At 65.6% G+C, this 14120-nt stretch carries 15 protein-coding genes; 6 read left to right on the forward strand and 9 right to left on the reverse strand.

All coding sequences use genetic code 11. From position 1 onward, the window contains the following. Positions 1 to 273: 273 nt before the first annotated feature. The gene (locus CJ179_RS34755; protein WP_095864394.1) at positions 274 to 468 is read left to right on the forward strand and encodes a hypothetical protein; all 195 of its coding nucleotides are present in this window, start codon (positions 274 to 276) and stop codon (positions 466 to 468) included. 104 nt (positions 469 to 572) lie between these two features. Here the strand turns inward: CJ179_RS34755 and CJ179_RS34760 are convergent, their stop codons facing one another. The 4 genes from CJ179_RS34760 to CJ179_RS34775 all read right to left on the reverse strand — a co-directional run bounded on the left by CJ179_RS34760 (position 573) and on the right by CJ179_RS34775 (position 3707). Continuing rightward, positions 573 to 1064, reverse strand: coding sequence for a hypothetical protein (locus CJ179_RS34760; protein WP_095864395.1), 492 nt, complete (start codon positions 1062 to 1064; stop codon positions 573 to 575). A 255-nt stretch (positions 1065 to 1319) separates the two neighbouring features. Continuing rightward, entirely contained in the window at positions 1320 to 1559 is a 240-nt protein-coding gene (locus tag CJ179_RS34765; protein ID WP_095864396.1) for a hypothetical protein, read from the reverse strand. A gap of 59 nt (positions 1560 to 1618) precedes the next feature. Next, a complete protein-coding gene (locus CJ179_RS34770) occupies positions 1619 to 1942 on the reverse strand; it encodes a hypothetical protein (RefSeq protein ID WP_257015930.1) in 324 nt (107 codons plus the stop codon). An 820-nt stretch (positions 1943 to 2762) separates the two neighbouring features. Further along, positions 2763 to 3707, reverse strand: coding sequence for a phospholipase D family protein (locus CJ179_RS34775; RefSeq protein ID WP_095864398.1), 945 nt, complete (start codon positions 3705 to 3707; stop codon positions 2763 to 2765). Positions 3708 to 3875: 168 nt separating this feature from the next. Here CJ179_RS34775 and CJ179_RS34780 point away from each other — a divergent pair, with 168 nt between their 5' ends. Continuing rightward, the gene (locus CJ179_RS34780; protein ID WP_095864399.1) at positions 3876 to 4097 is read left to right on the forward strand and encodes a hypothetical protein; all 222 of its coding nucleotides are present in this window, start codon (positions 3876 to 3878) and stop codon (positions 4095 to 4097) included. A gap of 112 nt (positions 4098 to 4209) precedes the next feature. Here CJ179_RS34780 and CJ179_RS34785 read toward each other — a convergent pair whose 3' ends face one another. Next, a complete protein-coding gene (locus tag CJ179_RS34785) occupies positions 4210 to 4761 on the reverse strand; it encodes a maleylpyruvate isomerase family mycothiol-dependent enzyme (RefSeq protein ID WP_095864400.1) in 552 nt (183 codons plus the stop codon). A 378-nt stretch (positions 4762 to 5139) separates the two neighbouring features. On the opposite strand from CJ179_RS34785, the gene CJ179_RS34790 reads away from it, so the two are divergent. Continuing rightward, a protein-coding gene (locus CJ179_RS34790; RefSeq protein ID WP_257015979.1) for an IS5 family transposase occupies positions 5140 to 6037 on the forward strand; the annotation gives its coding sequence in 2 pieces (ribosomal slippage) (positions 5140 to 5478 and positions 5480 to 6037; 897 coding nt in all). Between the two features lie 223 nt (positions 6038 to 6260). Here CJ179_RS34790 and CJ179_RS34795 read toward each other — a convergent pair. Together CJ179_RS34795 and CJ179_RS34810 are read right to left on the reverse strand one after the other, a co-directional pair. Beyond that, complete coding sequence (locus CJ179_RS34795; RefSeq protein ID WP_373560174.1) at positions 6261 to 7436, reverse strand: IS701 family transposase; 1176 nt, start codon at positions 7434 to 7436, stop codon at positions 6261 to 6263. Positions 7437 to 8164: 728 nt separating this feature from the next. Continuing rightward, positions 8165 to 9289 carry a helix-turn-helix transcriptional regulator gene (locus CJ179_RS34810; RefSeq protein ID WP_095864401.1) on the reverse strand — a complete coding sequence of 375 codons (1125 nt, stop codon included), beginning with the start codon at positions 9287 to 9289 and terminating at the stop codon, positions 8165 to 8167. 107 nt (positions 9290 to 9396) lie between these two features. On the opposite strand from CJ179_RS34810, the gene CJ179_RS34815 reads away from it, so the two are divergent. From CJ179_RS34815 to CJ179_RS34825, 3 genes are all read left to right on the forward strand, one after another. Then, positions 9397 to 10416: a methyltransferase gene (locus tag CJ179_RS34815; RefSeq protein ID WP_095864402.1), complete on the forward strand. Its 1020-nt coding sequence runs from the start codon at positions 9397 to 9399 to the stop codon at positions 10414 to 10416. Between the two features lie 27 nt (positions 10417 to 10443). After that, positions 10444 to 11571, forward strand: coding sequence for an NAD(P)/FAD-dependent oxidoreductase (locus CJ179_RS34820; protein WP_074873023.1), 1128 nt, complete (start codon positions 10444 to 10446; stop codon positions 11569 to 11571). Between the two features lie 431 nt (positions 11572 to 12002). Further along, positions 12003 to 12350 carry an Lsr2 family protein gene (locus tag CJ179_RS34825; protein WP_073370088.1) on the forward strand — a complete coding sequence of 116 codons (348 nt, stop codon included), beginning with the start codon at positions 12003 to 12005 and terminating at the stop codon, positions 12348 to 12350. A 688-nt stretch (positions 12351 to 13038) separates the two neighbouring features. Here the strand turns inward: CJ179_RS34825 and CJ179_RS34835 are convergent. Together CJ179_RS34835 and CJ179_RS34840 are read right to left on the reverse strand one after the other, a co-directional pair. Next, positions 13039 to 13428 (reverse strand): RES family NAD+ phosphorylase, encoded by a 390-nt coding sequence (locus tag CJ179_RS34835; protein WP_257015931.1) that lies wholly within the window; start codon positions 13426 to 13428, stop codon positions 13039 to 13041. 51 nt (positions 13429 to 13479) lie between these two features. Continuing rightward, positions 13480 to 13986, reverse strand: coding sequence for an antitoxin Xre/MbcA/ParS toxin-binding domain-containing protein (locus CJ179_RS34840; protein ID WP_073370094.1), 507 nt, complete (start codon positions 13984 to 13986; stop codon positions 13480 to 13482). Between the last annotated feature and the right edge of the window lie 134 nt (positions 13987 to 14120).

Genomic DNA, 14120 nt, shown 5'->3' on the forward strand with positions numbered 1-14120 from the left:
CTGCATCGCGGGTTGGTGGCGGTGCGCGCCGTTCATTCCGTGGCCGCATCCGCGCCGAGACTGGAATCCTTCCGCGAGGCCCACTGATCCGGCATTGCACGCCTGGGGATCGGTGACGACCGAGCGGCGCCAACTGAGACTTGTCGTAGTAGATGACGCTGCCAGTTTCGGGTGTCATGAATGCGTCAGGACCGGTCTTCGGATCTCTACCTCGTCGGTCGGTCGTGCCATGCTGGTGCCACGGTTCGGCGTCGTTGCGAGCGTGAGGGTGACATGACTGTGCAGGTGATCCAATCCCGTGGACACAATGGGTGGACGGTGCGGTGCGATCTGTGTGAGCACCGATTCGATGCCGCGGTCGCCGGAAAATCAGCGGCGGTGGCGTTCGCCCGGATCAACGGGTGGGTCGTCGGCGAGACCATCTGGTGCCCGATGTGCGCGACTGCCCGCATCACTCGAATCGCCTAGCGTCTGAGTGTCAGACGTCAGCGCTGCGGTTCGTTCACCGGACAGTTCCGACAACCAGGAATCGTCCACACCCGCTCAACATCAGCTCTCGGGGTCTCCCACGGTCACCGATGGGCATCGGAGCCGAAGGTGGTGGGGAAGGGGCTGGGCCCGAGCGTGAGGGTGAACGACGTGGGGTGGAGTCCGACCTGAGGCCAGCTGGTGATGACGGTCAGTGATCCGGTGGTCGGGTAGGTGCCGATCCAGTGCTGCGGCGTGGTTCGGTAAGGCCCGGATCCCTCCGGGTCGGGTTCGGGGATCGAGTGGAATGGGTCGGCAGGGCCGCCGAGGTCATCGGAGAGGATGCACACGGCCAGATAGGACCACTGCGCCGACCAATCGAGGGCGTTGGTGAGGGGTCGGGTTTCATAGCGCACGAGGTCGGCGCGGACACCGGTGACGCACAGCGCGAACCGCAGCAGCAGCCCGGCCGCGAACGCGGTCGCCGCTGACAGTTCGAGGGTGAGGTCTTTCTCGGCCACGATCGGCATCGCCGCGTGCACGGCGATCCCTCCGGTGGTGGGCGGCGCGAGGGCCGGCCAACGATGGCGGCGCATGCTTCATCGTCGCATCACTCGGCCCGACGGGGTCTGTGAATTTCCTGAGAGTCCCTCCCCGCGACAACGATTCGGATACGAAGCCCTAAATCCGCGGAGCTGATATCGGGGTGCCAACCCCTTTGGGGGTGTGGTGCCGCCGAGGAGTGCAGGTTCTGCTCCCGGCCCACCGAGACAAGACGTACGCATGACGCGGGGTGACCCTGCGCCACCACCGGCACGAACACGCCAGCGGAGCAGAGCATGCTGGCAGTGTCAGAGGGCGGCGGTGATCAGGCCGGCGATGCCGGAGACCGCGACGAGCGCGAGGAGTGCCAGCGCGACGGACCCGAGGACGGTGCACATGAGGGTGGTCAGCAGGGCCAGGCCGATGGTCACAGTGATGCCCGCTTCCCAGGACTCGAGGAGCGCCGTGTCGTTCGGTGCGGAGTGGTCGCGGTCGGTGTCGACGGTGGTCGGCGTCGTGGGTAAACGCGGGCCGGAGACGGCGGTCACGGCTGGTGCGAATCCTTCCGAGGGTCGGGCAAGGGAGATGTTAAGGCTGGGTGCGCGGATCACAGGTACTCCAGCACGGGAAAGAGAGCGATCGCGGACACAGTGATCCCTGCGACTCCAGCGACGACACCGAGCAACGCCCGCAGCGAGGCGGGCTCATCGTCCGCCACACCGGACCGGGATGCGGCGAGAGCGCCGCACACCACGGCGCTCACGCCCAGGACGAACCCGAGTCCGAACACCCAGAGCGACGCGATCGACAACGCCCCCAAGGCGATCGACACCGATGGCAGCCGTGATCCACCGCGCGGCGCCCGCGGTCGTGCGTGCGCGGAGGAACTCGTGTCGCCGGTGACAGCTGATCGGATTCGAGCGGCGGTCATGAGCCTCCTTCATTGCGTCGGGTGGCCCGGTCGTCGATGCCACGAAATCCAGATGTGTCTCGTCGTTCCCAGGGCAACCGTCCGGCTCGGAGCCTCGGCCCGGATCGCAGCAAAGCGGCTACGCCTGGACCGGCGACTGTGTTGGGGCCCGGCGGTGTCTCGCTGGTCTGAGTCGTGGGTTACCGAGAATTTAGCACTCGAGGTGGTGGAGTGCTAATGATTTTCCGGTCGGCTCAGGAATCCTCGCGGAGGACAGGTCGACGAAGGCCGCGTTGTCCTTTCATTTCTCCCCACCGAGGTGATCGCCGAGTCTCGCGGTGAGGACGATCGACGGTGAGTCAGCGCTGGCGCTCGAACAGATCATGATGTTGTGTCAAGTGATGGCCTGTCGGATCGTGGAACACCCATGCGGGCCGGGGACAGGATCAAGCTCAGCGCTGAGGATCGGGGCCCTGCGGGCACCTGTCGGGATTGGGTCACCGCCTGCAGGAGTTGACGGTCCGCGCGGTGTCCGAGGGGATCTGCGGTCGAACCTCGATCAATCCGCCGGGGTCCGGGAAGGCGGTGATCGGGGCGTTCACCGGCGACAGGCCATCTCACGAGTCCTCGCTCACCGGCCCGACCTAGAACAACGGATCGACGACATGAAGAGGGCGGTACCACCCGGGATACCGCCGGAACGCCGGCCGGGACCGCATCGGCACCCTCCAACCGGGCCGCAACAGTGTCGCCGCGATATCCAGTGCCGTCCAGCGTTTCAACGGTCGGGCTCATCGGGTTTGTGCAGCTGACTTTCACGCTGACACAGGCTCGCTGAGGATCAGAGGTCCCATAACCCCAGCAACGCGGACCGGAGGCCAGGGGAGCGGACGAAGTGGTCGGTCCGCAGCCGTGAGCCAGGGTGCCCGAGATCGGTCAGCGCCTTCTCTGCGTCTGGGAGGGGGAGCGGGGACAGGCCGGTGCGCAGGCGCAGGAAGTACAGAACCGCTCCACCGGACCGCGGGATCTTCATGGGATCGGACACCACGACGGCCGGGGCGTAAATCCACTCGTCATCGGCGGAGACGAAGACGATCACGTCGCCCCGCTTCACACCGCTGGGCTTGTCGAGGCGAAGCGATTCGAGCTGGTACTTCGCCGCCGGGCCGCCGCGGCTGTGGTGCCGGCCCCGCTGCTCGTCGAGGATTTGTTGTTCGGTGCGGGTGGGTTCGTAGTCGACGGCGTGTTTGACGAACATTCGGGTCACCGGTGTGGGCAGGAAATCTGTCTCGGTGCGAACGCGGCCGGTGACCCCGGGCAGGGGGACCGCGCGGCCGGTCTCCCACTCGAGGATCGCGTCGTCGAGGAACACCTGGTCGACCTCGGTGATCTCGTCGAGGCTGTCGATGAACTTCCGCACGGAGGCGATGATCTCGGGGTCGTCGGTGATGACTACGGCGTCGTCGGCAAGGGTGGAGTTTTCGGACGCGTTCGCCGACCCGATCACCGCCCGGGTGTTGGTCGCGATCACCTTGGCGTGCAGGGTCGGCGAGGACAGCACCCGTACCCCCTTGTTCAGGTAGTGCGCGAGGGCGGCGGGGGAGGTGGCGTGTGCCCGGATCGCGGCCTTGGAGGCGTTGACGACCAGGACGTCTCCGGTGCGCAGCGGGAGCAGCTCGGGTGCGTCCTGTCCGAGGTAGCCGATCGCGGCGTACCGGGCGCCGCGGGTGCGGATGGCGCGGGTGATGTGTGGCCACGGACTCGGCCCGTGGAAGGTGGTCCCCATACCGACAGACGGTAATCGACGCCGGGCTGGGGTACTGCGCCACTCGTCACCACGCCCGGAACCATCAGGATATGGCCCCTGTCTCGCACAGGTTTCGGCATAGCGACGGCCGTCCGGCGCAGACGCCGACAGCACGAACGCCGAAAGTGTCAACGGTGTGGTCGCCAGATGACGCACGTTTGCCCCGGCACCAATACCGTCAACCGCACCGAATACCACCTGCGCCGCCGCAATCTCGCCAGCCCCCTCGCCGACGTCCGCGGCCCCGCCGTACGTACCCGCGCCGTCGCCACTGCGATTCGCATCGGCCTCACCCGTGGCGAGGCCACCGCGACGATCGAGGAACGCATCCGGGATGCCGAGACCGCTGGGCGACCTCTCACGCTCTGATAGCGCATCGACGGCACACCCACGAAGTCAGCCGGATTGTGATTCGTCGGCCGGGAGCCTCGCATGTGCTCTGCGCGGCAGTCGCTTTGCTCTACGCAGTTCCATTGAGGTGCTATACGGCGCGGCCGAGGAAGTTCAGCAGCCGGGTCTGCACGTCGGCACTGTCTGTGGCCGCGATCTTGGCTCCGTAGGCGTGGGGAAGCCGGATCTGGGCATCCTCTGCCGCCAGAAAGGACCAGGCCACCTCGACAGCCTCGGGATCGAGGCGCTCGGTTTGCCCGGTGGCGCGCGCGAAGTCCCACGTATGGATCAGGGTGTCGGCGCACGCCATCCGCCGCACGAAGTGCTCGAAAGGCAGGTCGCCGAAGTCGACACCCAACACTTGTCGGGCGGTTGTCTCCGACTCCAGTGCGGCCTGGACCTCGGCCGTGGCATGCAGCCAGGCGGCCACCACGTCCTCCCCCGCGGCCGGAACCTGGTAGTCGTCGCCGGTGAGTCCGGCGCAGGCCCGCCGGTGGTTTCCCACCACATGGGCAGCGACGTCCCAGGCGGTCCAGCCGGGGCAGGGGGACGCCGAATTCCAGCGGTCCTGCGGGCAGCCCTGCAGGCGATCGGTGAAGTCCTGCGCCACGCGCGAGTACAGACCTGCAATGCTCGATTCCATCCCCAGAACCGTACGCGACCGGCTCTCCCGGAATCTGTGCGGAAGCGACCTTTACCCCCGAGCGTCAGAGCCAGCGCTGTGCGGCAAATTCCTGCAATCGGACGATCCCGAATTGTATTCCTCGGTTTTCGATATCGCTTGAAGCACACGGATGGCATTGCTCGCAATCGTGGCGAAGCTGTCCACGCGAGCCAGAGCAAATGCGTCTTGATGCGTCACGAATTGCGTGGTTAGCGTCGGTGTGGACGCCGCCGATCGGTCGGTACATGCACCAGCAGGCCGGAGCACACGAAAGGCTGAACCTTGACCAAGGAGCTAGGGCGTGTCTCCCAATGATTTGGGGTGTTATGCGGCAACATGTTTGCTGTGACAGAGGTGATGGATCGATATCAGGTGTTGACCGAGAAGCAGTGGGCGTTGCTTGCGCTGCTGTTACCCAGTTCGGATGGGCTGCGGGGGCGGAAGTTCCAGAACAACCGGCTCGTGGTGGAGGGGATGCTCTACCGGCTTCGTGCCGGGATCCCGTGGCGGGATCTACCTGCGCATTTCGGCCCCTGGAAGACGGTGTGGAAACGGCATCGACGCTACGCGGGGGATGGAACGTGGGATCGGGTACTCATGGCCCTGGCCGCGATGGCCGATTCCGGTGGCGATCTGGATTGGGCGGTGTCGGTGGATTCCACCGTGGTGCGGGTGCACCAGCATGGCGCCAACGCCGCGCGTGACACAGGGGGATCTGCCGAATTACACGAATCTGCTTGACGAACCGGTCGATCACGGCATCGGCCGGTCCCGCGGCGGGTTGACCTGCAAAGTTCACCTGGCATGCGACGGTGCCGGACGTCCCTTGTCGGTGCTGGTGGGTCCTGGCCAGGCCGGCGACAGCCCGATGTTCGGCCCGCTCCTGGAGGGCATCTGCGTGCCGCGCATCGGTGGCGGCGCACCCCGCACGCGCCCGGACGAGGTCCGTGCCGACAAGGCGTACACATCCAAGGCCAATCGAGAACTGCTACGCAGCAAGGGCATCAAGGCGGTCATTCCCGAGAAGTCCGATCAGGTGGCCAACCGCAAGAACAAGGGCAGCGCGGGCGGGCGGCCACCGAACTTCGATGCCGAGTCGTACAAGGGCCGCAACGTGGTGGAAAGGGCCTTCAACAAGGCAAAACAGTGGCGAGCGGTGGCAACCCGATATGACAAGCTTGCCCTGACCTACCGGGCCGGATTCCTGCTCGCCGGCATCGTCGAATGGCTTAAATTATTGGGAGACATGCCCTAGTACTACAGGGCTAATGCCTGGATCTTGAGTCGGCGTCTGAAGTGGTGTCTGCGGGCATCGGCTTGGTGCTCGCGTCGGAAGCATGACCAGTGCAGTGCGTGCTCGATCGCGTCTTTGGCCAATTGGCGGACGTTGAATAGCCGTCTGATTTCGGCGACGGTGAGGGGAATCTTGCGTCGGGGCCGGATAGTGGCCTCGGTTGGGTGCTGCCTGCCAGGCGTCGCTATTGTTGATCTTGGGTTTTCAGGTCTTTCAGCAGCGGATCGGGCGACCCCTTTTTGTTCTTGTGTTTGCGGGCGCAGACGGTCAGGAATGCGTGGGCGAGCATCGCCAACGTGACGTGCCGATACCAGGCGTGGTACAGCCGCACCTGGTAATCATCAAGTCCTACACCACCTTTGGCGGCCTCGAAGCATTCCTCGATCGGCCAGCGGGCTCCGGCGACTCGAACGAGCTCTCCGAAACCTTCGCGGCGCGGATTGAAGCAATGGTAGAAAGCGAGTTCGCCGTCATCGATCGAGCGGCGAATCATGTACTGGTGCTCTGGGTCGTCGGAATTGATCAGCGCCCAGTCGTAGACCCGGAAGCCTTTCGAGCCGATGCCGCAGGCGCGCCGCTGCCAGTCGTTGGCGGCGAGCCGTGCGGCGCGCTTGTCGATGGCGCCCTGTCGGCCGGTGTGGTCGGTGAACGCGGTGTTCTTCGGTACCGCCATCACATAGGCGATCTCGGCTTCCTCCAGGTAGGCGCGCAGCCCCGGGTTTTGCCCGAACTCTTCGTCGGCGGTGAACCACTCGAACAACAGCTCGCTCCACCGCGCCCGCTCGATCATGGCCATGACCTGCTTCGGCCTGGTCGCAAACGTCAGGTCGTCCGGGATGCCGGCTTCGGCACACCGAGCCGGGCTACCGAACCAGGAGTCCTCGGGCACATAGAGTTCGCGATCGATCAGGACACGGTCGCGGCCGGTGGTGACGTAGGCCAAAAAGGTGCCGATCTGGCAGTTATCGACACGCCCCAGGGTTCCGGAGTATTGCCGTTGCACGCCAGCAGATTTCTTGCCCTTCTTCGCAAACCCCGTCGGATCGGCGACCAGAATTCCGCGCGGGTCATTGAGATGCTCGATCGCATAGTCGCATACCAGGTCGCGCAGCGCGTCGGCATCCCACAAGGCAAGGTTGAGGAACCGCTGCATCGCCTTCGGTTCCTTCTCCCCGACATACTCGGCGATGGTCCAGCCGTTCTTCCGCTCGATCGGCGCCAGCAGCCCCCGAAGATACTGCCCGGCATGCCGGAGCGAGTTTTCGTGAACAAACAACGGCTCGATGCGGGCAAGGACCTTGTCGAACTCGGACGCCCATTCCTCCAGATCTACGACAGACACCGCATCAGGATCGAGCACCGGACCATTCTCAACACGCGCAGCCACCACTGCAAGATCCCACGCGCTGCCCCAAGATCAAGTCAGACACGCCGACCGATAGCCCTGTAGTACTAGTGGTATCAGCAAGGAACGGCAACCTGACTGAGCCGGTTCGACGATGGCTCACGGCAGCCGGATGGACGGTCACACCGGATCTCTTTCGCCCGGACCACGCATGAGACTTGAATGGAGCCCCCTGCGGCAGGGGGATGGAATACGGCACCTTTCGAATACCGCACACCACCAGCCTTTAGGGCGGTGAGCCTGCCCGGTCCATCCCGCCGCTCGCGTGCGCAGTAAATATTGCGTTTCGTTGTTCCTCCGCTGATCGCGCACGCCCTACCGCCGTCGAACAGTCGAAACCGATCGTTTCTCGACACCGCCTCTCACCGGCGGATTCGGCATGTGACTCACGGCGATAAGTGGCATTGATTTCGCGGCTTTATATGGCGCTGCCTGCCGGACTCGCGGAGCCGGCCGTTGGTCGTGTGAATTGGGATTGGGCTTGCAGGACGAACGGAGGGAATCGGGGCCACCTCCGTTCGCTGCGGCGGCGACAGAATGTGCGAGGGGCACCTTCCCGGTCGACGGCAAACTGTCGGTGAGCGCCAGCGTCGTGGAAGGAGAGATGGTTCGGGCGGTGAACCTTCTTGGTTGGCGCGCCATTGGCCGTGAAGCAGATACGCACAGCTGAGAGTTCGGCGAATTCAGTTGATGCCCTTCGCCCACCATCCGGATGGCGGGGATGCCGCAAGCTCCCAGCGTGGCGCGTAGTGCTCGAGGAATATCTGCCCCACCAGTTCCCCGCGGCTGCGCACCCCGGTCTTGTCGAAGATCGACTTCATGTGGTCTTGAATTGTGTAGACGGATAACGACATTGCGTGCGCCATCTCCTTTGTCGATCGCCCTTGGATGCACAGCGCAGTGAGATGGCATTCGCGTGGGGACAGTCCGTAGGCCATGGCAATGACGGGCGCGATCTCATGCGGCGTCGCGGGTTGGATGATGACGGCGGTGCGTCCGTCTTCGACGCCGGAAAGCCTGGTCCCGTACAGCAACAGCCAGGCGCCGGATCGCGTGCGTACCCGCGAGCGCGCGGCAAGTTCCAGCGGATCGGTGCCCGGTTCGATCGCCCGCGCCCGGGCCGCGATGGCCTGCACGACCTTCGATTCGAACGGCGTCGACGGCGCCGGGACCTCGACGATTTCGTCGATCCAGCGTTCCGCGGCGGGTGAGACCGATTCCGGGTTGCCCGCGGCGTCGAAGACCACCACGCCGGGGCCGTAGTCCACGGTCGTCACGGCGGCCTCGACCTCGTGGAGCATCGAACGTCGCAGACCGGTCGCGAGCGCGGGCGCCAGCGCGGCGATTGCGCGGACGTGCTCGGCGGTGTACCACGGTGCGCCCGCATCGCGCAGGAATGCCGCTGCACCCCAATAGACCCCGTCCGACACCAGGGAGACCCGCAGCTCGTCGCCGATTCCGTACGCCTCGTGCGAACGGTGCCGTGCACTGCGGGACAAATCTCCGTGGGTATCCAGACTGAGTGCACCCGCCAGGCGGCCACTGTGCGCAAGAAACGCCCACTTGTCGACGTCCTCGACCTCGTATTCGTAGTGCGCCAACCAGGATCCGGAACACCCGACGTTCCGGTTGACGCTGCCGGTGAACAGGATGGTGCCCGGGTCGACGGTGTGCCAGCAGCAGCGGTCATGTGGGATCACCGTGCGCAGGGCCGCGCTCATTCGCGCGCTGTACCCCACCCAGTCCAGCTGGTCGGCGGCGGCACGCGAGATTTGATCGCGGACGCGTGGCAGCAAGCTCTGCGCCATGTCCGAAGTGTATCGCAGCAGGTTAGGGCTGCCTACCCCAGAAATCTGGGTGAATTCCCCAGGATTCAGGGATATGACGCAGAACCGACCACGACGACGCTGGTTTCATGACGATGACAGCCCATACCTCCGCCGAAACCGACCACGACCTGCCTGACCCGGAGCCGATCATGCAGCTGGCGTCCGGGTTCATGGCCGCCAAACACCTCTTCGCCGCCAGCGAACTCGGTTTGTTCGAGGCGTTGGGCGAGGGCCCCACCGACCTGCATGGCCTGGCCGCCCGCACCGGGCTTACTGCCCGAGCCACCCGGATCAGCGCCGACGCCATGGTCGCGCTGGGTATGCTCGAACGCCGAGGCGAACAGTATGTCAATACCGAGACGGCGGCCGCGTTCCTCGCCGGCGGATCGCCCGCCGACCTGCGTCCGCTGCTGCGGTTCTGGGACACGATCAGCTTCCCGGCGTGGGAAGACCTGGCCGGCGCACTCGCCCGCGGGCCGAAACGCCAGATCTTCGACCTCGACGCCGCCCTGCAACCCATCGCCTCGATCGGTATCGAGGCGTTTTCGGCCGGCCCCTCGCTCGCCCTGCCGGACACGGTCGATCTGTCCGGCAGTCATCGACTCCTCGACATCGGCGGCGGCACCGGCTCCTGGTCCATCGCGGTGGCGCGCCACTGCCCGCAACTGAGCGCGACCGTGTTCGAGCTGCCGGCGGTTGCCCAGACCGCGCAGGACCGCATCGCGTCGGTCGGGTTGGAGGGGCGAATCGACGTATGCGCCGGCGACGCGATGGCCGACCCGCTGCCCGCCGGATACGACGCCTTCCTGGTCGCGAACCTGGTGCATTACTGGTCGCCGGAGCAGAATCGTGCGCTGCTACAACGCATTCGCGACGTCGCCGCACCCGGCGCCACGCTGCTGATTGCCGACTTCTGGACCGACCCCACCCACACCCAGCCGGTCGCGGCCGCCCTGATGGCGGGCGACTTCGCGGTCCACCTCGAACACGGCGACGTCTACAGCGTCGGAGAAGGCATCGCCTGGCTGCAGGACACTGGCTGGCGCTACCGCGACCATCGCTCGCTCACCGGCCCGATGAGCGTCATTGTCGCCGAAACCGCATGAAACAAGACAACACCCAAGGAGCACACGATGAGCGAGCATCAAGTCGCAATCGTCGGTGCCGGCACCTCCGGGGTCGCGGCGGCGGTGGCCCTCGCCGACCGTGGCATCAACCCGTTGCTGCTCGACCGAGCCGACCAAGTCGGTTCGTCGTGGCACTCTCGTTATGACCGGCTGCGACTGAACACCGGCAGGCAGTTCTCCCACCTGCCGAACCGCCCCTACCCCAAGGGCACACCGACCTTTCCCACGCGGGAACAGGTGATCGAGCATCTCGAGCGGCACGCACGTGCGGACGGGATCGAGCTGCGCCTGGGCTGCCCGGTGGAACGGCTCGACCTAACGGACGGGCACTGGCGGTTGACCACCGCTGCCGGTTCGGTCGACGCTGCCGAGGTGGTGGTCGCGACCGGCTTCGATCATGAGCCCTTCGTCCCGGACTGGCCCGGACGCGGGGACTGGCGGGGTGCACTGGTTCATTCCTCGCAGTACCGGAATCCCTCGCAGTACAACGGGAAACGGGTCCTCGTGGTGGGAGCGGGCTGCTCGGGCATGGAAATTGCCTACGACCTCGCCACCGGAGGCGCGGCAAAGGTCTGGCTTTCGGCTCGCACGCCGCCGAACATCATGCTCCGCCAGGGACCTGGTGGCATACCGGGAGACTTCATCGCGACGCCGCTCTACCATGCCCCGGTCCCTGTCGCGGACGCAATCGCTCGGTTCGGCCGGGAGAGGAGCATCGGCGACCTGCGCGAGTTCGGATTACCGATCCCCGACGAGGGGATCTTCGCCCGCAGCGCCCGCCTCGGCGTGGCACCGGCGATCGTCGACAAGGAGCTCATCGCCGCGATCCGAGACAGGTCCATCGAGGTCGTTCGCGGAGTCGAGTCACTCGACGCGGACAGCGTGTGGCTGGTGGACGGTGTGCGAATCGACCCGGAGGCGATGGTCTGCGCGACGGGGTTCCGCCAGGAACTCGAAAAGCTGGTCGGGCACCTCGGCGTACTGGACGAGCGAGGTTGGCCGCACGCCACCGGTGAAAAGCCGGCCGCCGAGAGGTTGCGTTTCATCGGGTTCGTGCCCAGGCCGTCGCAGATCGGGTTCGCGGCGAAGCAGGCTCGCCGCGCGGCCCGAGCGATCGCGCGGGAACTGCGGTGAGCGTCGGCGGTAGGATTCTCGTGCCCTGCCCCGGCGCTCGAACAATGGCGGGTCTGCGCGGAGATGGCCGACCGGTCAGATCCCCCCACACAAACGGTCGTTCATGAGACATCACTGACCGGTTGACGTTTACCCAGGTCGGATGTGTAAAGAACACCGTGTACGGAACAACGTCACGTTGTCCGGGGTACGCGATACATTCCCCGATGTGAGGATCGGGTACAGCCGAGGACGCCGAGTTCCCCTTCTCGCAAAGGCTTCGAACACGCCTTCCCGACGCATCGACCGAGGTCGTATCCACTACGCGGCGGCCCGCCGGGCCAGGCCCAGCTTTTATGGGAGCGGCGTCGTCACAGCCGAGCTAGCGGCGGGTACGTGGTACGACGAGTACTGTTATCTGGTCTGTACCGGGAAACTGAGGAGTGGAACCTGTGGCACGCAAGGTCGTGGTGGAGCTGGTCGACGACATCGACGGGACCGAGTTCGGGAGCGACGGTGAGAGCATCGGCTACGCATTCGATGGAGTCGAATACCAGATCGACCTGAAAGACGAGCACGCCAAGGAGTTCCGCGAGACGCTCGAGTACTACATCGACCACTCCACTCGCGTCGGCGGCCGTAAACACCGCTCCGACCGGGCAGTCAACCCGGAGGTCGCGAAGCGCCAACCGGGTGAGACGAAGAAGATCCGCGCCTGGGCGATCGAGCAGGGCTACGAACTCTCCTCCCGCGGACGCATCCCCACCGAGATCGAGCAAGCCTTTCACGACGCTCACTAACATCCCTCGTCCGGTTCGACGGCAACGACGACCCTTCTCGCGGAACACCGCCCCTGCCCGCCTGCTGAAACCTAGGACGGCCACCAACCGACGTGGACACGCAGTAAATCTGTGGGCGCTCGACGCGAGCCTCCTCTCACCGCGATGTGGACCCGTGGTGGCAACTGGCATTGACGTGATGCCGATTCAGGCGAACACCGGGCCGGGATCAGCTACCGGATGGGGTGTGGATTCCCGTGGTTCGGGCGGCAGGGCCACCCCTCGCCGTTCGGTGTTTCGCTGTCGGTGGAGCTCGAGTTCCCATCGGACGAAGTCGTCGAGGCTCGGGTCATCGGGGTGCATCGTCACATTCGGGTGGACGCGCGTGCCACCAAGTGTGTTTCACCGTGTATCGATCTGGCTAGCAGCGTGCTGACCAAATTCTGATCCTCTGCGTCACTCGCCTCCGCGCGGGAGCGGCGTCTCGCCTCGGCAGTCCAATAGTGTTGTGTCACAGTGAATGTGGGATGGAAAGCACGGTGATCCCGGTATCCTGTTGAAGTTCCTGAATCAGGTCGCCGCGCTCGGTGAGGGTGCTGGTCGCGATGACCGAGGAGTTTGGCGGCCGCTGTCCCATCTGTGGGTCGGGCGCCGGCGTCGCCGAACAAGGCGAGGCGCGCGTGGGTGTGGGCAAGGTCGTGCCGCGCCCCTACCGGATGCCGTCGAACCCGGCTGCACGCAGGGCCGATGCCCACATCTGGGTCAGTTGGTAGTTCCCGGTGGTGAAGATTTCGGCGGTGACCCCGAACTGGGCGGCGGTGTTCGAGGTCAGGTCTGCCAGCACCCGGTCCGTAGTGATTGGCATGCGCGAGACCGCGCGGGCGGCGAGTTCTGTACCAGGTATCACCCGCATGCCACCCCACGTTTCGAGCGGGGTGATCTGCTCCGACTCGGCGGTGTAGCAGGTGCCGTGGGTGTCGGCGAGGTCGAAGCGGCCGTACTCGGCGTTGGCGAACCACCAGGGTCCGTGTTCGGCGCCGTGACACCGGAAAGCCTCCGTCCCGGCCGGGCAGCGCCGGGACGGAAATCGATCACGCAAGTGTTCCGGGGGGTGGGGGTGCGAGCAGGTGCAGAGCGGTGCGGGGTGAACTCACGCGGTGAGCCGCCCGGTGGCCGTACGAGCAAGATCGACCGCCGAGGGTCCGTCCCCGTCGAGCAGAGCCTGTCGCGGCGTCCGGCCGCCGAGTTCGGGTTGTTCGGTCATCAACCAGGACGCGGCCATCCACCGCGTCCCGTCAAATTCGGCCCACAGCCGCAGGATGTCCTTGATCCCGAGGATGGGACGGGCGGGAGTGGCCCCGTCGAACCCGGCGACGGAGTATCCGGCGGAGCCGTCCTCCGCTTCGAGGCGTAGGACCCGGTGCTCACGCACCGCCTGGCTCAGGGCCTGCTTCGTCCAGCCGGTCACCTCGAGCACCTGCTTGTGGGTGAGGATCGCCCCGATGTGGTTCTCCCAGGCGCGGCGCGCCTTCAGGCCGGAGAGCACACCGCGGATCCCGTTCTCGACGTACGCGGCGTCGCCCGGGTTCAGCTCCGTCTGGTCGAGCCCGCTGGCGGCGAGCTCGGCGGCCACGATGTCCCGCAGTGGTGTGCTCATGCCCTCATCATCCTTGGTCAAGCAGGTCAAGTCAACCAGGTCAAGCGAACGCTGTGGTCCGGGCCCAGTCAGTGGCACTTACGCGGTTGTCGGAGGCGACCGCAATACTTCAATCACACCAGTCACACAGGAAA

Origin of the sequence: Rhodococcus sp. ACS1 (genome assembly GCF_002300155.1) — a bacterium.
Taxonomy (GTDB): Bacteria; Actinomycetota; Actinomycetes; order Mycobacteriales; family Mycobacteriaceae; genus Rhodococcus_F; species Rhodococcus_F koreensis.